At 68.7% G+C, this 18,938-nt stretch carries 20 protein-coding genes; 12 read left to right on the top strand and 8 right to left on the bottom strand.

Translation table 11 applies throughout. The features are described from left to right. Nucleotides 1-22 precede the first annotated feature (22 nt). Entirely contained in the window at nucleotides 23-808 is a 786-nt protein-coding gene (locus ABEA67_RS18075) for an inositol monophosphatase family protein (protein WP_345468000.1), read from the top strand. Then, on the top strand, nucleotides 809-985 hold the full coding sequence (locus tag ABEA67_RS18070; RefSeq protein WP_345467999.1) for a hypothetical protein: 177 nt from the start codon (nucleotides 809-811) through the stop codon (nucleotides 983-985). It begins immediately after the preceding gene. Here the strand turns inward: ABEA67_RS18070 and ABEA67_RS18065 are convergent. Further along, entirely contained in the window at nucleotides 982-1,380 is a 399-nt protein-coding gene (locus ABEA67_RS18065; protein WP_345467998.1) for a HEAT repeat domain-containing protein, read from the bottom strand. The two genes, ABEA67_RS18070 and ABEA67_RS18065, sit on opposite strands and share 4 nt — an antisense overlap. Nucleotides 1,381-1,540: 160 nt before the next feature. Next, nucleotides 1,541-2,218, bottom strand: coding sequence for an HAD family hydrolase (locus ABEA67_RS18060; protein ID WP_345467997.1), 678 nt, complete (start codon nucleotides 2,216-2,218; stop codon nucleotides 1,541-1,543). A gap of 103 nt (nucleotides 2,219-2,321) precedes the next feature. Between ABEA67_RS18060 and ABEA67_RS18055 the strand changes: the two genes are divergently transcribed. Further along, nucleotides 2,322-3,119 (top strand): SDR family NAD(P)-dependent oxidoreductase, encoded by a 798-nt coding sequence (locus ABEA67_RS18055; protein ID WP_345467996.1) that lies wholly within the window; start codon nucleotides 2,322-2,324, stop codon nucleotides 3,117-3,119. Nucleotides 3,120-3,214: 95 nt separating this feature from the next. Here ABEA67_RS18055 and ABEA67_RS18050 read toward each other — a convergent pair whose 3' ends face one another. From ABEA67_RS18050 to ABEA67_RS18030, 5 genes are all read right to left on the bottom strand, one after another. Beyond that, nucleotides 3,215-3,649, bottom strand: coding sequence for a disulfide bond formation protein B (locus ABEA67_RS18050; protein WP_345468041.1), 435 nt, complete (start codon nucleotides 3,647-3,649; stop codon nucleotides 3,215-3,217). Nucleotides 3,650-3,656: 7 nt separating this feature from the next. Continuing rightward, nucleotides 3,657-4,343: a DsbA family protein gene (locus tag ABEA67_RS18045; protein WP_345467994.1), complete on the bottom strand. Its 687-nt coding sequence runs from the start codon at nucleotides 4,341-4,343 to the stop codon at nucleotides 3,657-3,659. A 65-nt stretch (nucleotides 4,344-4,408) separates the two neighbouring features. Further along, complete coding sequence (locus ABEA67_RS18040; protein WP_345467992.1) at nucleotides 4,409-5,134, bottom strand: hypothetical protein; 726 nt, start codon at nucleotides 5,132-5,134, stop codon at nucleotides 4,409-4,411. Further along, nucleotides 5,131-8,148 carry an excinuclease ABC subunit UvrA gene (uvrA, locus tag ABEA67_RS18035; RefSeq protein ID WP_345467990.1) on the bottom strand — a complete coding sequence of 1,006 codons (3,018 nt, stop codon included), beginning with the start codon at nucleotides 8,146-8,148 and terminating at the stop codon, nucleotides 5,131-5,133. Before uvrA ends, ABEA67_RS18040 begins: the two co-directional genes overlap by 4 nt. 289 nt (nucleotides 8,149-8,437) lie before the next feature. Beyond that, nucleotides 8,438-9,550, bottom strand: a complete 1,113-nt coding sequence (locus ABEA67_RS18030) for a BMP family lipoprotein (protein WP_345467987.1) — start codon at nucleotides 9,548-9,550, stop codon at nucleotides 8,438-8,440. A gap of 262 nt (nucleotides 9,551-9,812) precedes the next feature. Between ABEA67_RS18030 and ligA the strand changes: the two genes are divergently transcribed. The 6 genes from ligA (at nucleotide 9,813) to ABEA67_RS18000 (ending at nucleotide 14,758) form a co-directional block, all read left to right on the top strand. Next, a complete protein-coding gene (ligA, locus tag ABEA67_RS18025) occupies nucleotides 9,813-11,861 on the top strand; it encodes an NAD-dependent DNA ligase LigA (RefSeq protein WP_345467985.1) in 2,049 nt (682 codons plus the stop codon). A gap of 136 nt (nucleotides 11,862-11,997) precedes the next feature. After that, on the top strand, nucleotides 11,998-12,339 hold the full coding sequence (locus tag ABEA67_RS18020) for an Asp23/Gls24 family envelope stress response protein (protein WP_345467983.1): 342 nt from the start codon (nucleotides 11,998-12,000) through the stop codon (nucleotides 12,337-12,339). Further along, entirely contained in the window at nucleotides 12,336-12,845 is a 510-nt protein-coding gene (gene nusB / locus ABEA67_RS18015; protein ID WP_345467981.1) for a transcription antitermination factor NusB, read from the top strand. Before ABEA67_RS18020 ends, nusB begins: the two co-directional genes overlap by 4 nt. Then, a complete protein-coding gene (locus ABEA67_RS18010) occupies nucleotides 12,842-13,711 on the top strand; it encodes a bifunctional 5,10-methylenetetrahydrofolate dehydrogenase/5,10-methenyltetrahydrofolate cyclohydrolase (RefSeq protein WP_345467979.1) in 870 nt (289 codons plus the stop codon). The genes nusB and ABEA67_RS18010 overlap by 4 nt, the downstream gene beginning before the upstream one ends. Nucleotides 13,712-13,724: 13 nt before the next feature. Further along, nucleotides 13,725-14,186: a divergent PAP2 family protein gene (locus ABEA67_RS18005; RefSeq protein ID WP_345467977.1), complete on the top strand. Its 462-nt coding sequence runs from the start codon at nucleotides 13,725-13,727 to the stop codon at nucleotides 14,184-14,186. A 2-nt stretch (nucleotides 14,187-14,188) separates the two neighbouring features. Continuing rightward, nucleotides 14,189-14,758, top strand: a complete 570-nt coding sequence (locus ABEA67_RS18000; RefSeq protein ID WP_345467975.1) for a class I SAM-dependent methyltransferase — start codon at nucleotides 14,189-14,191, stop codon at nucleotides 14,756-14,758. Nucleotides 14,759-15,020: 262 nt separating this feature from the next. Here the strand turns inward: ABEA67_RS18000 and ABEA67_RS17995 are convergent, their stop codons facing one another. After that, nucleotides 15,021-15,398, bottom strand: coding sequence for an NADH-quinone oxidoreductase subunit 15 (locus ABEA67_RS17995; RefSeq protein ID WP_345467973.1), 378 nt, complete (start codon nucleotides 15,396-15,398; stop codon nucleotides 15,021-15,023). Nucleotides 15,399-15,505: 107 nt separating this feature from the next. On the opposite strand from ABEA67_RS17995, the gene ABEA67_RS17990 reads away from it, so the two are divergent. From ABEA67_RS17990 to ABEA67_RS17980, 3 genes are all read left to right on the top strand, one after another. Further along, entirely contained in the window at nucleotides 15,506-16,048 is a 543-nt protein-coding gene (locus ABEA67_RS17990; protein WP_345467970.1) for a P-loop NTPase family protein, read from the top strand. 173 nt (nucleotides 16,049-16,221) lie between these two features. Next, on the top strand, nucleotides 16,222-17,328 hold the full coding sequence (locus ABEA67_RS17985) for a BMP family lipoprotein (RefSeq protein WP_345467967.1): 1,107 nt from the start codon (nucleotides 16,222-16,224) through the stop codon (nucleotides 17,326-17,328). Between the two features lie 251 nt (nucleotides 17,329-17,579). Then, nucleotides 17,580-18,686: a BMP family lipoprotein gene (locus ABEA67_RS17980; RefSeq protein ID WP_345467964.1), complete on the top strand. Its 1,107-nt coding sequence runs from the start codon at nucleotides 17,580-17,582 to the stop codon at nucleotides 18,684-18,686. The last annotated feature ends 252 nt before the right edge of the window (nucleotides 18,687-18,938 follow it).

Here is an 18,938-nt window from a genome sequence, read left to right as displayed (position 1 = left end):
CCGCTCCACTACACTCGGCCCCATGACGGGTCTTCAGCAGGCACTCACGGTGGGGGTGGAAGCGGCGCGGCAGGCGGGGGCCATACACCTCGCCCACCTGGGCCGCGCGCATCAGATACGCAGCAAATCCACCTTCAGCGACCTCGTGACGGAGGTGGACGCGCTGGCCGAGGCCGCCATCCGCCGCGTGATTGCCGAGGCCTTCCCGGAGCACGCCGTGCTGGGCGAGGAGGAGGGGCTGGGTGGGGCCGCCGACGCCCGGTTCCGCTGGATCGTGGACCCGCTCGACGGCACCGTGAACTACGCCCACGGCTTTCCAGTCTTCTGCGCCTCGGTCGCGCTGGAGGTGGACGGTGAGCGCGTGGTGGGCGTGGTCTTTGACCCCAACCGCCAGGAACTGTTCACGGCCACGCGCGGCGGCGGAGCCTTCCTGAATGGGGAGGCCATCCGCGTGAGCAACACGCCGACCCTCACCACGCCCGCCCTGGTGTCCACCGGCTTTCCCTACGACGCCAGCGGCGGGCGCAATCTGCGGCTGGTCGAGCGTCTGCTGCGGCTGGGCGTGCCTGTCCGCCGCCCCGGTGCGGCCGCGCTCGACCTGTGCAACGTGGCCTGCGGGCGAATGGACGGCTACTGGGAACTCGGCCTCAAGCCCTGGGACAGCGCCGCCGGAAGCCTGATCGTGCAGGAGGCGGGCGGCACCGTCACCGATGCCCACGGCCAGCCCGACCCTTACGGCGAGATGATCGTGGCCGCCAACGGCCACCTTCACGCCGAACTGCTGGCCCTGCTGCGTGGAGAGGATTGAATGCTGCCCGGCCTGCTGGTCACGCTGCTGGTCCTGCTGAACCTCGGCGGGCTGGCCTCCATCCTCTTTCAGTTCGGGCGTGGGGAGTGGCTGCCGGGCCTCGGGTCGCTGGTGCTGGCAGCGCTGCTCGACGCGGTCGGCTTCTGGCTGCTGCGCGAGCTGCGGGAGAACGGCTAGGAGTCAAAGCGAGCCGAGAACTCCTGCAAGGTCGCCAGGGTCAGGGGGCGGCCAGCGCAGCTCACCTCTGCGAGAAGACGTTCCTCCACATTGAAACCGAGTTTCAGCAGGTGCAGGAGCGCCCTGAACGCCACCTGCCGCACGTCCTCGTCCGGATCGTCCGTCATGGCGCAGATGAGGCTCGCGTCCCAGGCGCAGGATTGCACGCCGAGGACGGACGCGGCCGCGAGGCGCACCGCTCCATCCCCGCCGGGGTCGAGCAGCAACATGACACGGACCTGGTTAAGGAGTGCGGGGTCGTCCGACAGGTCGTAATGGAAGCCGATGAGTTCCAGCGCCTCCTGCCGCACGAACCACTCGGGGTGCTGGAGGGCAGATCGCAGCAGGGGTTGCAAGGCCGCATCCTGCTGCTCGGCCAGGTGATGGACATCCGACCAGAGGTTTGACCACGCCTGGACCCACCGGAGATCGCCGTGTTCTGCTGCCTTTAGCAGGACTTTGAAGCGGGCAAGTGTTTGTTCACGGTCTGCGGGCACCTTATTCTCATTCTCCCCGTTAGTCCCTTGCCCCCTCCAGCGCCTCCAGCAACGCCTGCGGGTCGTCCAGCACAGGTGCGTGTTGCTCCAGCCCCGTGTCGCCGCCGCAGCGCAACAGGATGCAAGGGACCCCGGCCTTCGCGGCGGCCTCCGCGTCGTAGGGGGTGTCGCCCACCATCAGGGCGGCGTCGGCGGGCAGGCCCAGCTTTTCCAGCCCTGCGTGAATCAGGTCGGGGGCGGGTTTGCTGCTCTGGACCTCGCTGCTGCTGACGCGGTCGAGGTTCAGGTCGTCCAGATGCGCCCGCTTCAGCAGGGCGTCCACGACCTCCGCCTCGCCGCTGGTCGCCAGGACCACCCGCAGGCCGCGCGCCCGCAGGCCCTCCACCAGTGCCCGCGCGCCGCGCGTGGGCTGGAGCTGCGGAATCATCGGCTCGAAGTGCTTCAGCCAGCCGTCCGTGAGCCGCTGGCCCACCTCGCTCTCGCTGTCCTCGTCGGTCAGGCGGGGAATCATCTGGTCGCCGCCCATGCCGATCAGGGGACGCACCTCCCCGAAGGTCTTCTCGAAGCCCTCGTCGTGCAGGGCTGCCACCCAGGCGCGGGCGTGGGCGTCGTTGGAGTCGATCAGGGTGCCGTCCACGTCGAGCAGCACGCCGCGCAGGCGTTCGGGATTGAGGGCTGTCTCCAGCGTTCCGGTCATCCGCCCAGGGTAGCGGGCAGGGGTTGCCGGGCCGTTCCTCCCCGCCTTGAGCCGCTCTTCACTCGCCTGCTTTTCCGCCCCCCGGAGGCCGCACACTGCGGACATGACGCGCAAGAGCAAGGCCAGCCCACCCGCGCCGGAAGTTCCCCCGTCTCCGGGGCCGGATGGCGTGGTGATCGTGACAGGTGCGGCGCGGGGTATCGGTCGCGCGGTCGCGGAACTCTACGCCGAACGGGGGCACCCGGTCCTGAGCGCTGACCTGACGTTGCCGCCGCCCCTGCGCGGGCAGGCGCGAGTGAAGGCCGACGTGAGCACCGCCGCGGGCCGCGAACGTATCCTGCGCGCGGCGCGTGAGCTGGGCACGGTGGGCGTCCTGGTCAACAATGCCGCGTACCAGGGTGCCCACGGCGGCGTGCTGGAGGTCAGCGAACGCGGCTGGAGCCGCACCCTGGCCGTCAACCTCACCGCGCCGCTGCTCCTCACCCGCGCCCTGGTCGAGCTGATGCCGCCCGGCAGTGCCGTCGTGAACATCGCCAGCGTGCAGGGCCTCTTTGCCGAGCAGGGCAACGCCGCCTACAACGCCAGCAAGGGCGGCCTGGTCAACCTCACCCGCGCCGCCGCCCTCGACCTCGCGCCGCGCGGCATCCGCGTGAACGCCGTCGCCCCCGGCGCGATTGCCACCGAGGCCGTCCTCGCCGCCATCCGCCAGAGCCAGGACCCCGAACAGACCCGCCGCGACTACGAGGACCTCCACGCCCTGCGCCGCCTGGGCGAACCCCGCGAGGTGGCCCAGGCCGTGTACTTCCTGGGCAGCCGCGAGGCCAGCTTCCTGACCGGCGCAATCGTGCCCGTGGACGGCGGCATGACGGCCAGCTTCATGATGGCGGGGCGGCCGGTGTAGGAAGCTCTCAGCGCTCAGGGGTTAGCGGTCAGCAAAAAGGACCCCCAACGCTGGCGGTCCCTGTTCTTGCTGAGAACTGACGGCTGAAAGCTCCCCTAGACCTGCCTCTCCCGCCCCCAGGCCAGCAGCCCGATGACCAGCGTAAAGGCGATCAGCGACAGCACGGGAATGGTCAGGATGCTGTTCAGGCCGGCCAGCCCACCCCCCCACACCGGCCAGTGAACGTCGCAGGGCACGGCGTTGCGGGCGCTGCATACGCGCAGGACGGGAATCACGCCCCAGTCCTCCAGATTCTGGATCAGGGCGATAACCCAGCCGCAGGCGGCCAGCGCCAGCGCGTAGGGCCGGATACCCAGGTCGGCGCGCAGGGCCGCGATCCCCAGCAGCAGCGCCAGCGGGTACATGGCGATGCGCTGGAACCAGCACAGCACGCAGGGCACGAACTGCCGTCCCTCGCTGAACCACAGGCTGCCCAGGGTGGCGATCAGGGCCACCACCCAGGCGAGGTAGAGGCGGTTGTCGCGGGTCAGCACCGGCTTACTTCAGGGCCGCGTCGATGGCGGCACTGACCGAGGTGGCGTCGTAGCTGTCCACCAGCTTGCCGTTCACGTAGATCGAGGGCGTGCCGCCCACGTCCGCGTCCTGGGCCTGTTTCTCGTCGGCGTCCACGGCGGCAACCGTCTCGTCGTTGTCGAGGCAGGTGGCGAATTTGGCCTGATCGAGGCCCTCGACGCTTCCCGCCAGGTCCTTGAGGCGGTTCTTGGTGGCCCAGACCTCGCTCTCGGACCCCTGGGCGCGGAAGAGGATCTGCTTCATGCGGTCGTAGGCCTCGCTGCCCCCCTGCACGAAAGCGCACTCGACGGCCTGCGCGGCCAGCTTGCTGTCGTCCACGGGCAGGCGGGCGGATTCCGCCAGGAAGGGGAAGTTCATGGACACCAGCTTCGCCTTGCCGGTGTCGATGTACTTGGAGCGGATTTCAGGCAGGAACTCTTCCTCGAAGCGGCGGCAGTTCGGGCACTTGAAGTCCTCGAACACGACCAGCGTGACCGGGGCGTTTTCCTGCCCCAGCACCGGCTGCCCGGCCAGGTTGAAGTTCGTGGCATTGCCCTGCGTGGCGGGCCTGCTGCGGACGGCAAAGAGGGCGAGGGCGATCAGCACGACGGCGATCAGCGTGCCGATCACCAGCACCGTGCGGTTCTGGTTGCTTCCCTGAAGTCTGGTCACGCCCCCAAGTGTAACGCCCGCCCCCGGAGATGGGAGCGGGCGGATAACCCGGGCGCAGGCGGCCGTCAGCCGTGGCGGCCGGGTTCCTGCGGTCCGTTTCCGGAAACGGGGCCACCCTGCCTGGCCTCCGGGACGGCGGTCGCGGTGATGACCTCGGCGGGGACCTCTTCGACTGAGGCTTCTTCGACTGGGACTTCTTCAGCCAGGGCTGCTGCGGCCGGGGCAGGCTCAGCGGCCGCCAGTGCCGCCCGGCGGACCCGGCGGCGGGCCTGGTAGCGCCAGGTCACCCCGACGAGCTGCCGCACGAAGCTGAAGGCCAGCCCCGCCAGCATCGCCGTGAGCGCGATCTTCTGAAAGGTCGCGTTGCCCGGCAGCGTCAGCGTGGGGTCGAGCTTGGTGCCGTAGCGTCCCAGGGCCAGCAGCGGCAGTGCGAAGATCACGGCGGCGAAGGGCAGCACGAACGCGCCCCCCGAATGCTTGACCAGCAGCAGCGCCAGCAGCGCCCCGCCCACCAGCGGCGCAATCACCAGCCACGGCGCGGGAAGCGCCCCCGGCGCGAGAAACGGCAGCCCGCCCAGCAGCACGCCGATATACCCGAACCACCCGCCGAACTCGTCGGCCAGGATGGTCAGCAGCACCCAGGCCAGCAGGCGCACCGGCCACTCGCCGGGCGTCCACAGGAAGTACGCCAGCAGCCCCACCAGCACCCAGCCCCCCAGCAGCCGCAGCAGGGTCCACCACGGGGAGGTGCGGCGGGCCGGCACGGGCACGGGCGCGAGGGTGCCCGTCACGCCCCGACCGCCTTCTTCGCGCGGGTTTTCCTGGCGGGGGCGGCCAGGGTCAGCTCGGGTTCTTCGGCCCCGCTCCCGGCAGGCACGATGCCCGGCACGCGGCGCAGGTACTCGCCGGTATAGCTGGTGGGGTGGGCGGCCAGTTCCTCGGGGGTGCCGGTCGCCACGATGGTGCCGCCGCGCACCCCGCCTTCCGGCCCCAGGTCAATGATGTGGTCGGCGCACTTCATCACATCGAGATTATGCTCGATGACCACCAGCGTGTTTCCGCCCTCCACCAGCCGCGCGAGCACCTCCAGCAGCTTGCGCACGTCCTCGAAGTGCAGCCCGGTCGTCGGCTCGTCGAGGATGTAGATGGTCTTGCCGGTGGCGCGCTTGGACAGCTCGGAGGCCAGCTTGATGCGCTGCGCCTCGCCGCCCGAGAGGGTCGTGGAGGGCTGCCCGATCTTCATGTAGCCCAGGCCCACGTCGCACAGCAGGCTCATCTTGCGCTCGATGCCGGGAATGTTCTCGAAGAAGGTGCGGGCGTCCTCCACGGTCATGTCCAGCACCTCGCTGATGTTCTTGCCGTTGTACTTCACTTCCAGCGTCTCGCGGTTGTACCTGGCCCCCTTGCAGACCTCGCACGGCACGTAGATGTCGGGCAGGAAGTTCATCTCGATCTTCATCACACCGTCGCCCTTGCAGTGCTCGCAGCGCCCGCCCTTCACGTTGAAGGAAAAGCGCCCGGCCTGGTAGCCGCGCCGCCGCGCTTCCGGCGTGCGGGTGAACAGGTCGCGCACCTCGGTAAAGACGCCCGTGTACGTCGCCGGGTTGGAGCGTGGCGTGCGCCCGATGGGCGACTGGTCGATCTCGATCACCTTGTCGAGGTACTCCATCCCCTCGATGCGGTCGTATCTGCCGGGATTGGTCTTCGCGCCGTTCAGCTCGCGCGCCAGCGTGGCGTGCAGGATGTCGTGAATCAGCGTCGACTTGCCCGACCCGCTCGGCCCGGTCACCACGGTCATGGTGCCCAGCGGCAGTTCTATATCGACATCCCTGAGGTTGTGTTCGCGCGCCCCGAAGACCTTGAGCTTCTTCCCGTTGCCGCGCCGCCGCAGCTCAGGGACCTCGATCTTGAGGTCGCCGCGCAGGTACTTGCCGGTCAGGCTCTGGGGGTTGTCGCGCACCTCGGCGGGTGTGCCGACCGCCACCACCTCGCCGCCGTGGACGCCCGCGCCCGGCCCCATGTCCACCAGGTAGTCGGCCTCCATCATGGTGTCCTCGTCGTGTTCGACGACGATCAAGGTGTTGCCCAGGTCGCGCAGGTTCTTGAGGGTGCCGATCAGCCGCCCGTTGTCCTTGGGATGCAGGCCGATGGAGGGTTCGTCCAGCACGTACAGCACGCCCGTCAGGCCCGAGCCGACCTGCGTGGCGAGGCGGATGCGCTGCGCCTCCCCGCCGCTCAGCGTGTTCGCGGTGCGGTCGAGGCTGAGGTAGTCCAGCCCCACGTCCACCAGGAACTTCAGCCGGGTGCGGATGGCCTTGAGGATGGGCGCGGCGACCGCCGAGCCGAACTCGTTCAGGCCGTACTCGTAGCGCCGGGGCGCGTGCGCCTTCGCCGTGCCGCCCAGGTGCTCGTGCAGGTGGGGTTCAATCGCCGCGTGGTCCAGCGTGCCTTCCTGAAGGCCGGTGAAGAAACCGTCGGCCTCCAGCACGCTCATGCCGCTCGCCTGCGAGATGTTCAGGCCGCCCACCCGCACCGCCAGAATCTCGGGCTTGTAGCGCGTGCCGCCGCAGGTGGGGCAGGGCCGGAGTTCCATCAGTTCTTCGAGCTTCTCGCGCATGAACTCGGATTCGGTGTCGGCGTAGCGCCGCTCCAGGTTGGTCAGCACGCCCTCGAACTCGGTGGTAAACCGCATGGTTTCCTTGCCGCCCCGGCGGTAGACCACCTCGAAGGGTTCGCCCGGCCCGTGCAGGATGGCCTCTTTCGCGTTCTGCGGCAGGTCGCGCCAGGGCGTCTTGAGGTCGAACTCCAGGTGCTCGGCCAGCGCCTTGAGCTTGTCCCAGTAGTACACGCCGCCGCCGGTACCCTTCTTGCTCCAGGGCAGAATCGCGCCTTCCGCGATGCTGAGCTTCTCGTCCACCACCAGCTCGGGCGCGAACTCCTGCTTGTGGCCCAGACCGGCGCAGTCGGGGCACGCGCCGTAGGGGTTGTTGAAGGAGAAGGAGCGCGGTTCGAGTTCCTCCAGCACGCTGCCGTGTTCCGGGCAGGCGAACTTCTCGGAGTACAGCTCCTCCGCGCCCGAGTCCGGCATCAGCACGCGCAGCAGGCCCTCGCCCCGCCGCAGGCCGAGTTCCACGCTCTCCGCAATGCGGCTGCGGTCGGACTCGCGCAGGGTCACACGGTCCACCACCACATCCACGTCGTGCTTCTCGAACTTCTCCAGCTTCAGCTTCTCGGCTTCCTCCAGCTCGTAGAGGGTGCCGTCCACCCGCACGCGCGCAAAGCCCTCGCGCCGCAAGTCCCCGAACAGCTTGCGGTACTCGCCCTTGCGCCCGCGCACGACGGGGGCCAGCAGAATGGCCCGCGCGTCCGCAAACTGCGTCAGCAGCCGGTCGGTGATCTCGCTGGGACTCTGCTTCTCGATCTTGCGCCCGCAGATGGGGCAGTAGGGCGTGCCCACGCGGGCGTACAGCAGGCGCAGGTAATCGTGAATCTCGGTAACGGTGCCCACCGTGCTGCGCGGGTTGTGGCTGGTGGTTTTCTGGTCGATGGAGATGGCGGGAGAGAGGCCCTCGATGCTCTCCACGTCCGGCTTTTCCATCAGCCCCAGGAACTGCCGCGCGTAGGCGCTTAAGGATTCGACATAGCGGCGCTGGCCCTCGGCGTAGATGGTGTCGAAGGCCAGCGTGCTCTTGCCGCTGCCCGACACCCCGGTGATCACCACGAACTGGTCGCGCGGCAGCTCCACCGTCACGTTCTTGAGGTTGTGTTCCCGCGCCCCGCGCACAATCAGGTTCTGGTTCTGCAAACTCAGGCTCCTTTGGGAGAGCGGCGTCTGGGAGGCCCGTGCGCCGCCTGGGGGTTCTGTTGGCCGCGTAAGGACACCCTGGCCCTTCGCTCTGAAACAGGCCATTCTAGCACCTCGGGGCGGGTTGGGGACAGGCTATGAGCCGTGAACTCTGAGCTATGAACAAGAGGGCTGACGCCAGAAGCTGCTGCCTCCGGGTGCCCGTTCATAGCTCACCGCTCATGGCTCAGGGCCTCCAAAAGCAGGAAGGCGACCCGTACAGGCCGCCTCCCTCCAAGTTGCCGAAGACTTACTTGCTGGGCACCTTGATCTTGCCGCTGATGATCTGGTTTTTGATGGCCTCGACCTTCAGCACCTGGGCGTTGCTGATCAGCTTGTTGTTGTACTGGTCGACCGCGTAGCCCACGCCGCCTTCCTTCAGGCCGAAGCGGCGCTCGCCACCCTTGAAGGTGTTGTTCTTGACGTCCTTGACCAGGGCGAACACCGCGTTGTCCACGCGCTTGACCATGCTGGTCAGGCCGTGGTTCATGGTGGCGGGGTTCTTGTCGAAGTCGCCCAGGTAGTTCTGGTTGCTGTCCACGCCGATGAAGAACAGCGGGCGGGTGTTGCCCGCGCAGGCCTGCTTGTAGCTGGCGCTCTTGGTCACATTCGCGAAGTTGTTGGAGGTGAACTTCACGCCCGCGGGAAGCTGGTTGGCCTTGAGGCACTGGGTCTGCTTGACGTAGTCGATCACGCCGTTGCCGCTGGCCCCCGCCGCCGCGAAGATGATGTCGGCACCCTTGGCACGCATGCTGGCCGCGATTTCCTTGGCCTTGCCGGGGTTGTTCCAGGCGTCAGGGGTGGTGCCCACGTACTGCGAGATGATGCGCGCCTTGGGGTTGGCCGCCTTCACGCCCGCCGTGTAGCCCGCCTCGAACTTGTGGATCAGGGGCACGTCCATGCCGCCCACGAAGCCCACCACGCCGGTCGAGCTGTTCATGCCGGCCAGGTAGCCCACCAGGTAGCTGCCTTCCTGCTCGGAGAACACCAGGCTGGCGACGTTCTTGGCGGGGGACACGTCGTCCACCAGGCCGAAGGCGAGGTCGGGGTTCTCCTTGGCGACCTGCGTGATGCTGGCGTTGTTGCCGAAGCCCACGCCGATGACCAGGTCGAAGCCGCTGTTGGCAAAGGAGCGGATGCCCTGCACCACCTGGCTGGGGTCGGTGGGTTCGAAGTCCTTGGTCTGCACGCCGAGCTGCTTGACGGCGCGCTGGCTGCCCTCGTAGGCGCTCTGGTTGAAGCTCTTGTCGAACTTGCCGCCCGCGTCGTAGGCCATGCCTACGCGGACCGTGCCCTGGGCGAAAGCGAGGGTGGTGGCGGCAGCCGTGCCGAGAGCCAGGGCGAGCATCAGGGATTTCTTCATGTGTTCCTCCGGAGAGTGGGGTACTTGCTGTGGGGAGTACTTGATGTGAAAGGGATGGAAAACCCAGACCACAGTATACGGAAAATGGCAGGTGTCTAGACCCGGTCCAAACTCACGATTGTCACCCCAGGGCGGGCAGGGCGGTGGGGAGGCGGGCGGCCGCGTCCCCACCCTTGATCATCCAATTGCGCCCTGACGGCCTGCTGACGCGGGTTTTCGTTTCGCCCCCGCCTGAACCCGGAGCCGGTGCTACGCTGCGGGCATGAGTCAGCCCGCCCCCGGCACCCCCCCCAGCGACCCCCCCGCCGAGGTCACCCAGGCGCAGTATCAGGCCCTGCGCGCCGAGGTCGAGCGCCACGCCCGCGCCTACCACGAGCAGGACGCGCCCGAGATTCCCGACGACGTGTACGACCGGCTGGTGCGCGAGCTGCGGGCGCTGGAGGAGGCCCATCCGGAGTGGGTGGGGGAGACGACACCGACGCAGCAGGTTGGCGGCGCGCCGAGTGCCGCCTTTCAGCCCGTGGAGCACCCCACCCCCATGACCAGCCTCGACAACGTGTTCGACGACGCCGAGCTGGCCGAGTGGCAGGAGAAGCTGGCACGGTCGCTCAACCTCCCGCCCGACTCCGACGCCTTTACGTACACGGGCGAGCTGAAGATCGACGGCCTCAGCGTGAACCTGTACTACCTGGACGGGGTGCTTCAGTGGGCGGCTACCCGCGGCAATGGCCGGGTGGGCGAGATGGTGACGGAACAGGTTCTCACCGTCCCCGGCCTTCCCCGCGAGCTGCCGGGGGTCACGGGCGAGCTGGAGGTGCGCGGCGAGGTGTACCTCTCGCGCTCGGATTTCGCCGCCTTCAACGCCCGCGCCGAGGAACTGGGCACACCCCTGCTGAAAAACCCCCGCAACGGGGCCGCCGGGGCGCTGCGCCAGAAGGACCCCGAGGTGACACGGACGCGCAACCTCAAGGCCATCTTCTACGCCCTGGGCAAGCGCGACGCCGTCACCGTCAGGACGCAGGCGGAGGTCCTGACCTGGCTCGCCGCACAGGGCTTCCCGACCAGCCGCTACAGCGAGACTTTCACCGGCCTTCAGGCTGCCGCCGACTACCACCGCCGCATGACCGCGCAACGCGCCAGCTTCGAGTTCGACGCCGACGGCACGGTCCTCAAGCTCGACTCGCTGGCGCTGGAGGCCGAGGCGGGTTTCACCAGCCGCGCGCCCCGCTGGGCCATCGCCTACAAGTTCCCGGTCGAGGAGGTGGAGACGGTGCTGGAGAGCATCACGGTCAACGTGGGCCGCACCGGCAAGCTCGCGCCGCTCGCGCACCTCGCCCCCCGCCTGATCGAGGGCAGCACCGTCAGCAAGGCCACCCTGCACAACGAGGACTACATCCGCGATATGGATCTGCGCGTCGGTGACACGGTGGTCGTGCGCAAGTCGGGCGGCGTGATTCCGCAGATCATGCGGGTGGTGCCTGAAAAGCGCCCGGCGGACGTAGTCCCCTACGTCTTTCCCACCCATTGCCCGGAGTGCGGCCACGAGGCGGTGCGCGCCGAGGGCGACGCCAACACCTACTGCCCGAATCCCGCCTGCCCCGCCCAGCAGTTCGAGCGCCTGCGCTACTTCGTCAGCCGGGGGGCGATGGACGTGCGCGGCATCGGGGAGAAGCTGATCGAGCAACTCCTTTCGACCGGCCTGGTCCGTGATGCCGCCGACCTCTACATCCTGAGCGCCGAGCCGCTCGCCGCCCTGGAACGCAGCGGTGAGAAGAAGGCGGCCAACATCCTCGCGCAACTGGAGGCCAGCAAGACGCGGCCCCTCTGGCGGCTGATCAACGCGCTGGGCATCCACCACGTCGGCGAGCGGGGTGCCCAGGCCCTCGCCCGCGCCTTCGGCACGCTGGACGCGCTGCTGGCGGCCACGCCCGAGCAGATCGAGGCCGTGCCCGGCATGGGCGGTACCATCGCCCAGAGTGTGGTCGCGGCCCTGGCCGACCCCAGCATGCGTGACCTGTTGCGCCGCCTGCGGGAGCGCGGCCTGAATCCGGTGGAGGAGGCGGCCCCCCGCGGCGACGCCCTCGCCGGGTTGAGCTTCGTCCTGACCGGCGCTCTCTCGCGCCCCCGCGACGAGATCAAGGCCAGGCTGGAGGCCGCCGGGGCGCGCGTCACCGGCAGCGTCACGAAAAAGACCAGCTACCTCGTCGCCGGTGAGGAGGCGGGCAGCAAACTCGACCGCGCCCGCGAGCTGGAGATTCCCGTGCTGGACGAGGCGGGGCTGGAGGCGCTGCTGGAGGAGCGGGGCGTCTGAAGGGTGCGGGACGCAGTGCGCGGTACGCGGGAACAGCCCCACCGAGCCCCGCGCACTGCGAACCGCGCCCTCCCCGGTTACACTGTCCCCCACTGCCGGGCCGCCCCTCACGGCGGCCCACCCGGAGGCGAGAAACATGGATGTGGAGATCAGCAAGAGTGTCCTGACGGACATCACGGCAGGGGCGCTGGAAGGCATCGAGGGCATCGAGGTGGCAAATGCGCCCCTCAGGGTGGGCGAGGTATTGCGCCAGCAGGGCACCGCCCGCCGTTCCCGCGCGCTGCGGGTCACGCGCGAGGGGGGCCAGGTCAGTGTCGACGTGGGCCTGAACGTGGAATACGGCCGCAACCTGGTCCAGCTCGCCCATCAGGCGCAGCGGGCCGTGTGCGAGAACGTGGAACTGATGACCGGCCTGAAGGTGAAGGCCGTGAACGTGACCGTGCTGGGCGTGGTGCTGCCCAGGGGAGCGGCCGCTTGACCCGCCGCCGTGAACGCGCCCAGCAGCCCGTCGGCACCCGCCGCGCGGCCCGCGAGTTCGCCTTCCGCGTGCTGTTCGAGGCCGAGCGCGGCGCGCTGCCCCTCCCGGCCGTCTTTACCCGCGCCGAGGGGGCCATGCGCGAGGGCGACGACACCTTCCCGCAACTGAATGCCGAGGCCCTGGCCTTTGCCCATCAACTGGTGGAGGGCCTGGGCCGCCACCGCGAGGACGTGGACGCCACCCTGCGCCGCACCATCCGCGGCTGGGACTTCGAGCAGATGGCCCAGACCGACCTGAACGTGCTGCGCCTCGCCACCTTCGAGCTGCTGTACACGCCCGAACCCCACCCCCCCGTCATCGAGAGTGCCGTGCGCATCGCCCGCAAGTTCGGCGGTGAGGACTCGGGCCGCTTCGTGAACGGCGTGCTGGGTGGCCTCAGCCGCAGCCTGAAAACCGCCCCCCGCGCCCCCCAGACCGGGGACGACGAGGCCGGGCCGCAGGAGTGACCGCCCGCCTGCTTCCCGGTGCCCCCGCGGCCGCCGCCCTGCTCGCGGACGTGGCGGCCCGCGCGGCCCGGCTGCCTGCCCCGCCCCGCCTGGTGATGGTGCGCCTGGGCGACGACCCCGCCAGCGTGAGCTACGTGCGCGGCAAGGACCGTCAGGCGCGCGCGGCGGGGCTGGAGAGCACCGTCCACGCCCTGCCCGAAGCCACCACCCAGGCCGAACTCCTGGCCCTGATTGCCGGGCTGAACGCCGATCCGGCCGTGAACGGCATCCTGGTGCAGCTTCCCCTCCCCGCGCATGTCAGCGAACAGGCGGTGCTGCACGCCATCGACCCGCGCAAGGATGTGGACGGTTTTCATCCGGTCAACGTGGGCGAGCTGTGGGCCGGGCGGCCCGCCCTGCGTCCCTGCACGCCCGCCGGGATTCTGTTCCTGTTGGACCACTATGGGCTTCCGGTGGTGGGGCAGCGGGCAGTGGTCGTGGGCCGCAGCCACATCGTCGGGCGGCCCCTGGCGGGCCTGCTGCTCAACCGCGACGCGACCGTGACCGTCGCGCACAGCCGCACCCCGGACCTGGCCGCCGTGACGCGGGAGGCCGACCTGCTGTGCGTGGCGGTGGGCCAGCCGCACCTGATCACGCCCGGTATGGTGAAGGCGGGGGCCACCGTGATAGACGTGGGCATCAACCGCGTGCCCGGCCAGGACGGCGGCAAGGCGCACCTCACCGGCGACGTGGACCCGGCGGTGGCGGAGGTCGCGGGAGCCATCACGCCCGTGCCGGGGGGCGTCGGCCCGATGACCATTGCGCAGCTTCTGGCGAATACCGTCACCGCCGCCGAGATGCAGGCGGGCGGCCAGGGCACGCGCTAGACTCCCCCGCAGCGTGAATACCCCTCTCGAAGACCTGCTCGGGAACCGCTGGCTGTGGACGGCCGTCCTCGCCTCGCTGGGTGCCCAGGTGATCAAGGTGCTGCTGATCCTGCTGCTGGAGGGCCGCTGGCGTCCGGCCGCCTTCATGGAAACGGGCGGGATGCCCAGCAGCCACTCCGCGATGGTCGCCGCCCTGACCACCGGCATCGCCCTGGAGTTCGGCCTGGGCAGCCCCCTCTTTGCCGCCAGCGCCGTCTTCGCCCTGATCGTGATGTACGACGCGACCGGCGTGCGCCATTCCAGCGGCGTGCAGGCCCGCCTGCTGAACGAACTCGTCGAGGAACTGCGCGCCGTGGTCCGCGAGGGCTTCGCGCCCCTGCCGCTCAAGGTGCTGCTGGGCCACACCTACCTGGAGGTGCTGGTGGGCACCCTGCTGGGCATTGGGGTGGCGTTCCTGACCTTCCGGGTGCTGTGAGGATGCCCGCGCCCGCCAGGGGAGAGCCGCTGCGCGTCATTATTGGGGCGGGCGAGCAGAGGTGGGAGGGCTGGATTCCCACTCAGCGCGAGGACCTGGACCTGCTCGACCGCGAAAGCTGGGCCGCCTGGTTTGGGGAGCGCCGTGCTGACGCCCTGCTGTGCGAACACGTCTGGGAGCACCTCACCGAGGAACAGGGCCGCGCCGCTGCCCGCCTGTGCTTCGAGTTTCTCAAACCCGGCGGCTTTCTGCGCTGCGCCGTCCCCGACGCCAACTTCCCCGACCCCGACTACCAGCGGACGGTTCAGGTGGGTGGTCCCGGTCCCGCCGATCATCCCGCCGCCGACCACCGGATCGTGTACGACCACCGCCTCTTCGTGGACGTGTTCGGGAGCGCGGGCTTCGAGGTCGAGCTGCTCGAATACTGCGACGAGGCCGGGCAGTTTCACCACCGGCCCTGGGACGTGGCGACCGGCCCGATCTACCGTTCCCTCCGCCTCGACCACCGCAACCGGGACGGCCGCCTGGGCTTCGTGTCGCTGATCGTGGATGCGAGAAAGCCGCTGTGCTAGAGCGGTGCCCAGAAAGGTTGCCGAACCTTTCTGGCCGAAAGAAGTGAGAAGCCGTGATAGGGGCGGCGTGAAGTGGAGTTGCCGCCCAGGACAGGCGGCAACGGAACGGAGCGCCGCCCCAGAGCATTTGTCCGAATTACGTCGTTGGAGGGAAGACACCTCCAACGCCTCCATTCTCCCAAACGCTCTCCTTATTTCACTCGCTTCGCTCGGGCAAAAAGACAGTCTCTTTTTGACAAATGCTCTAGGGCCAGGGCAGGCCCTACGCCACTCCCCGCACCGCACCGCCCAGCAGCACCCCCAGCCGCTCGCGGGTGAAGGGCCGCTTGCCTTCCAGCAGGCCCGCCGTGCCCGCGTGCAGGTGCCAGTGTTTGCTGCCGCCCATCAGGCGCAGGGAGATGCCCTTCAGGTCCACGTGGCGGGGGCTGACGGCGGCCAGCAGCAGTGGTTGCCCGCCCGCCGTCAGGGCCACGCTCATGACCGTGGTGGGCAGGTCGTAGGGGCGCTCCATGCGGTAGATGTAGTCGGGGAAGTCCGCGACCTTCTCGAAGCCCAGGCCGCGCGCGCCCGCCTCGGCCTCCAGCCAGCCCAGCAGTTCGACCCACTGCGTGTACAGCAGTCCATCCTGTGCGTGTGCCATGTGAGAGGCAGTGTAACAGGCAGAAGGCAGAAGGCGGCTGGCAGATGGCCGGGGGCATAGGCGACCTGGCGGATGCTGATGCGGACGCGGTGTGATTTCCTCAGCGGATGCGCCGCATCGTGGTGATCGGAACGACGGGAAGTGGCAAGACGACGCTGGCCCGCGCCCTGGCCGGGCGGCTGGGCGTGCCCCACGGCGAGCAGGACGCCTGGAACCACCTCCCCGGCTGGCAGGAGGCCCCGCTGGCGCAGTTCCGCGCCCAGGTGGACGCCTTTACCGCCCGGCCCACCTGGGTGATGGACGGCAACTACAGCAAGGCGCGCGACATCGGCTGGGCCAGGGCCGACACGCTGGTCTGGCTGGACTACCCCGCGCAGGTCGTGTTCTGGCGGCTGCTGACGCGCACGCTGCGGCGCATCCTGACGCGGCAGCCCCTCTGGAACGGGAACCGCGAACATCTGCGCAATATGGTGAAGCCCGACTCGCCGCTGCCGTGGTTTTTCAGGACTCACTGGCGCAGGCGGCGCGAGACGCCGGAACTGCTGGCCGCCTCTTCCCACCTGCGGGTCGTGCGGCTGAGGACCCCGCGCGAGGCGGCCCGCTGGCTGGCCTCCCTCAACCCTGAAGACGTCGCCGCTGTGCGAGTCTGAGCGGATTGAACAGTGACAAAAGGTCAAGCGGAATCCGTATGGGTCTGCGGCCCCGTCCGCGTGGCTGGGGTAGTCGCTCAGGGGGGCGTGAGGCGCTGTATCCCCCACCCCCCCCAGGGAGGAGGGGTTCCAGTAAGGGCGGCGTCAGAGCCGGGACGGGAACATCCGCCCATATGCGCCGTTTCCCGCTGCTGCTCCTTACCCCGCTGCTCACCCTCTGCACCGCCCAGGCGGCGTCCTTTACCGTTGGCCTGGCCTTTGACCTGGGGGGACGCAGTGACCAGGGCTTCAACCAGGCGGCCTACCAGGGGGCCAAGCGGGCCATCGACGAGACGGGCGGCGCGGTGCAGACCTTTGAACCCCGGACGCTGGCGGAGGTGGGTCGCGGGATTCCCAGCATGGCGTCCAAGGGGGCCGGAATCGTGGTGGGCGTCGGCTTCTCGAACAACGCGGCGATCACGGCGGCCGCGGCAAAGAACCCCGGCGTCCGCTTTGTGACCGTGGACGACCTGCCCAAGGGGCCGAACACCACCGGGCTGCGCTTCCGCGAGCAGGAGGGCAGCTTCCTGGCCGGGTATCTGGCGGGCAAGCAGAGCGCCACGGGCCGGATCGGGTTTATCGGCGGCGTGGACCTGCCGGTGATTCGCCGCTTCCGCGCGGGCTTCGAGGCAGGCGTGAAGTTCGCCTGCGCCGCCTGCCAGGTCAGGAGCGTGTACGTCAGCACGACCAGCCAGGGATTCAGCGACTCCGCCACGGCCCGCCGGCTTGCCGCGCAGCTCCTGGCGGGCGGCCACGACATCATCTACGCGGCAGCCGGGGCCAGCGGCCAGGGCGTGATCGAGCAGATCAAGGCGCAGCCCTGCCTGAAGGCGGCCAACCTGCCCGCGGGCGTCAAGTTCCGCGCCAACCCCTACGCGGACGTGCCGCGCGGCCCCGCCGAGCAGAAGGCCTGTGCGGGCGACACCCGCCCCACCTTCTTCATCGGTGTCGATACCAACCAGAACGCGCTGGGCGACTTCGACAAGAACCCCGCCACCCTCAACCACGGCCTGACCAGCATGGTCAAGCGGGTGGACAACGCCGTGTACGCGGTGATCAAGGACGTGGCCGAGGGCCGTCCCTGGCGTTCGGGCGACCGCTCCTTCGGCCTGAGCAACGGCGGCATTTCCCTGGCGACCGACCAGTACAACAAGGCGCTGATCCCGGACGACCTCCAGAACAGCCTGAAAAAGCTCGAAGGCCTGATCGTCAGCGGGACGGTCAAGGTTCCGGCGAAGTGACTGGCCGGCGGCCAGGGCGGTGCGGCTGAGCGGCGCACGGCCCCGGTCAGCATCTCCATTCGCAGATTGAGAGGGGGAGTGTGTTCCAGCCGCAGATCGCTGAGCCTGCGGCTGCTTTTCGGGTAGGGCCTGCCGGTGGCGGCCCGCTCCGTTTTGTCCGGATTCCGTATCCGGGGAAACATCTAGATGGCTGTTAGATGGCTGTCTCTCCTGTAAGGGCTGCGTTAGAAGCGGGGCGGGAACATTTCCTCATGCGCCGACTTCCGCTTGTGTTCCTCCTCCCGCTGCTCACGCTGGGTACCGCTCAGGCGGCGTCCTTCAGTATCGGTCTGGCCTTCGACCTGGGGGGTCCCAACGACCAGGGTTTCAACCAGATGGCTTACGAGGGTGTCAAGCGGGCCATCGACGAGACGGGCGGTGAGGTGCAGACCTTTGAACCCCAGAAGCTCGCGGACGTGGGCCGAGGGATTCCCAGCATGGTCGCCAAGGGGGCCAGGGTGGTGATCGGCGTCGGCCGGGGGAACAACGACCCCATCACGCAGGTCGCCAAGGCGAACCCCGACGTGCGCTTCGTGACCGTGGGCTATCTGCCCAAGGGGCCGAACACCGCCGGGCTGCGCTTCCGCGAGCAGGAAGGGGCCTTCCTGGCCGGGTACCTGGCCGCCAAGCAGAGCGCTACCGGTCGCGTCGGTTTTATCGGTGCCGCGCCGGTAGAGTCGGTCGCCCGCTCCCAGCTGGGCTTCGAGGCTGGCGTGAAATTCGCCTGTGCCGACTGCCAGGTGAGGAGCGTGTATGTCAGCACGACCAGCCAAGGGTTCAACGACTCGGCCACGGCCCGGCGGCTCGCCGCGCAGCTCCTGGCGGGCGGCCATGACATCATCTATACGGCGGCGGGAGCCAGCAGCCTGGGGGTGATCGAGCAGATCAAGGCGCAGCCCTGCTTGAAGGCCGCGAGCCTGCCCGCGGGCGTGAAGTTCGCCGCCGACCAGTTCGCCGGCGTACCCAGAAGCGCGGCCGAGCAAAAGGTCTGTGCGGGTGACACCCGCCCCACCTTCTTTATCGGCGTGGACAGCAACAAGAACGAGCTGGGGGACTTCGACAAGAACCCCACCACCCTCAACCACGGCCTGACCAGTGTGGTGACGCGGGTGGACAACGCCGTGTACGCCGTGGTCAAGGACATGGCCGAGGGTCGTCCCTGGCGTTCGGGCGACCGCTCTTTCGGCCTGAGTAACGGCGGCATTTCCCTGGCTATCGACCAGTACAACAAGGCGCTGCTCCCGGCCGCTCTTCAGAGCAGCCTGAAGAAGGTCGAGGCCCTGATCAGCAGCGGCACAGTAAAGGTTCCCACGAAGTAAGACGAACCTAAGATGGGTCAAAGACGCGGGGCGAGCGAGGCGAGAAGGAGATACGGGAGCGCAGCGATGGAAACCTCTGTTTGTGGTTGTTTCAACAGAGGTGGGAATCAAAGCAATCCCATCTAAGCTCGACTTTGTCCAAAGGGAAGTTCAGGCCGCGTAGCAAAGGGCGTCTATGAGGCGGTCCACGAGCGAGCGCGGGACTTGTACGAGGTCGTCGGCTGGAGGGGATGTTCGAAAAGTCTGGGCCTT

Source organism: Deinococcus carri (assembly GCF_039545055.1).
In the GTDB taxonomy this organism is placed as follows: domain Bacteria; phylum Deinococcota; class Deinococci; order Deinococcales; family Deinococcaceae; genus Deinococcus; species Deinococcus carri.
The sequence above is the reverse complement of the archived record's forward strand: the minus strand, read 5'-3'. Positions and strand labels throughout refer to the sequence as shown.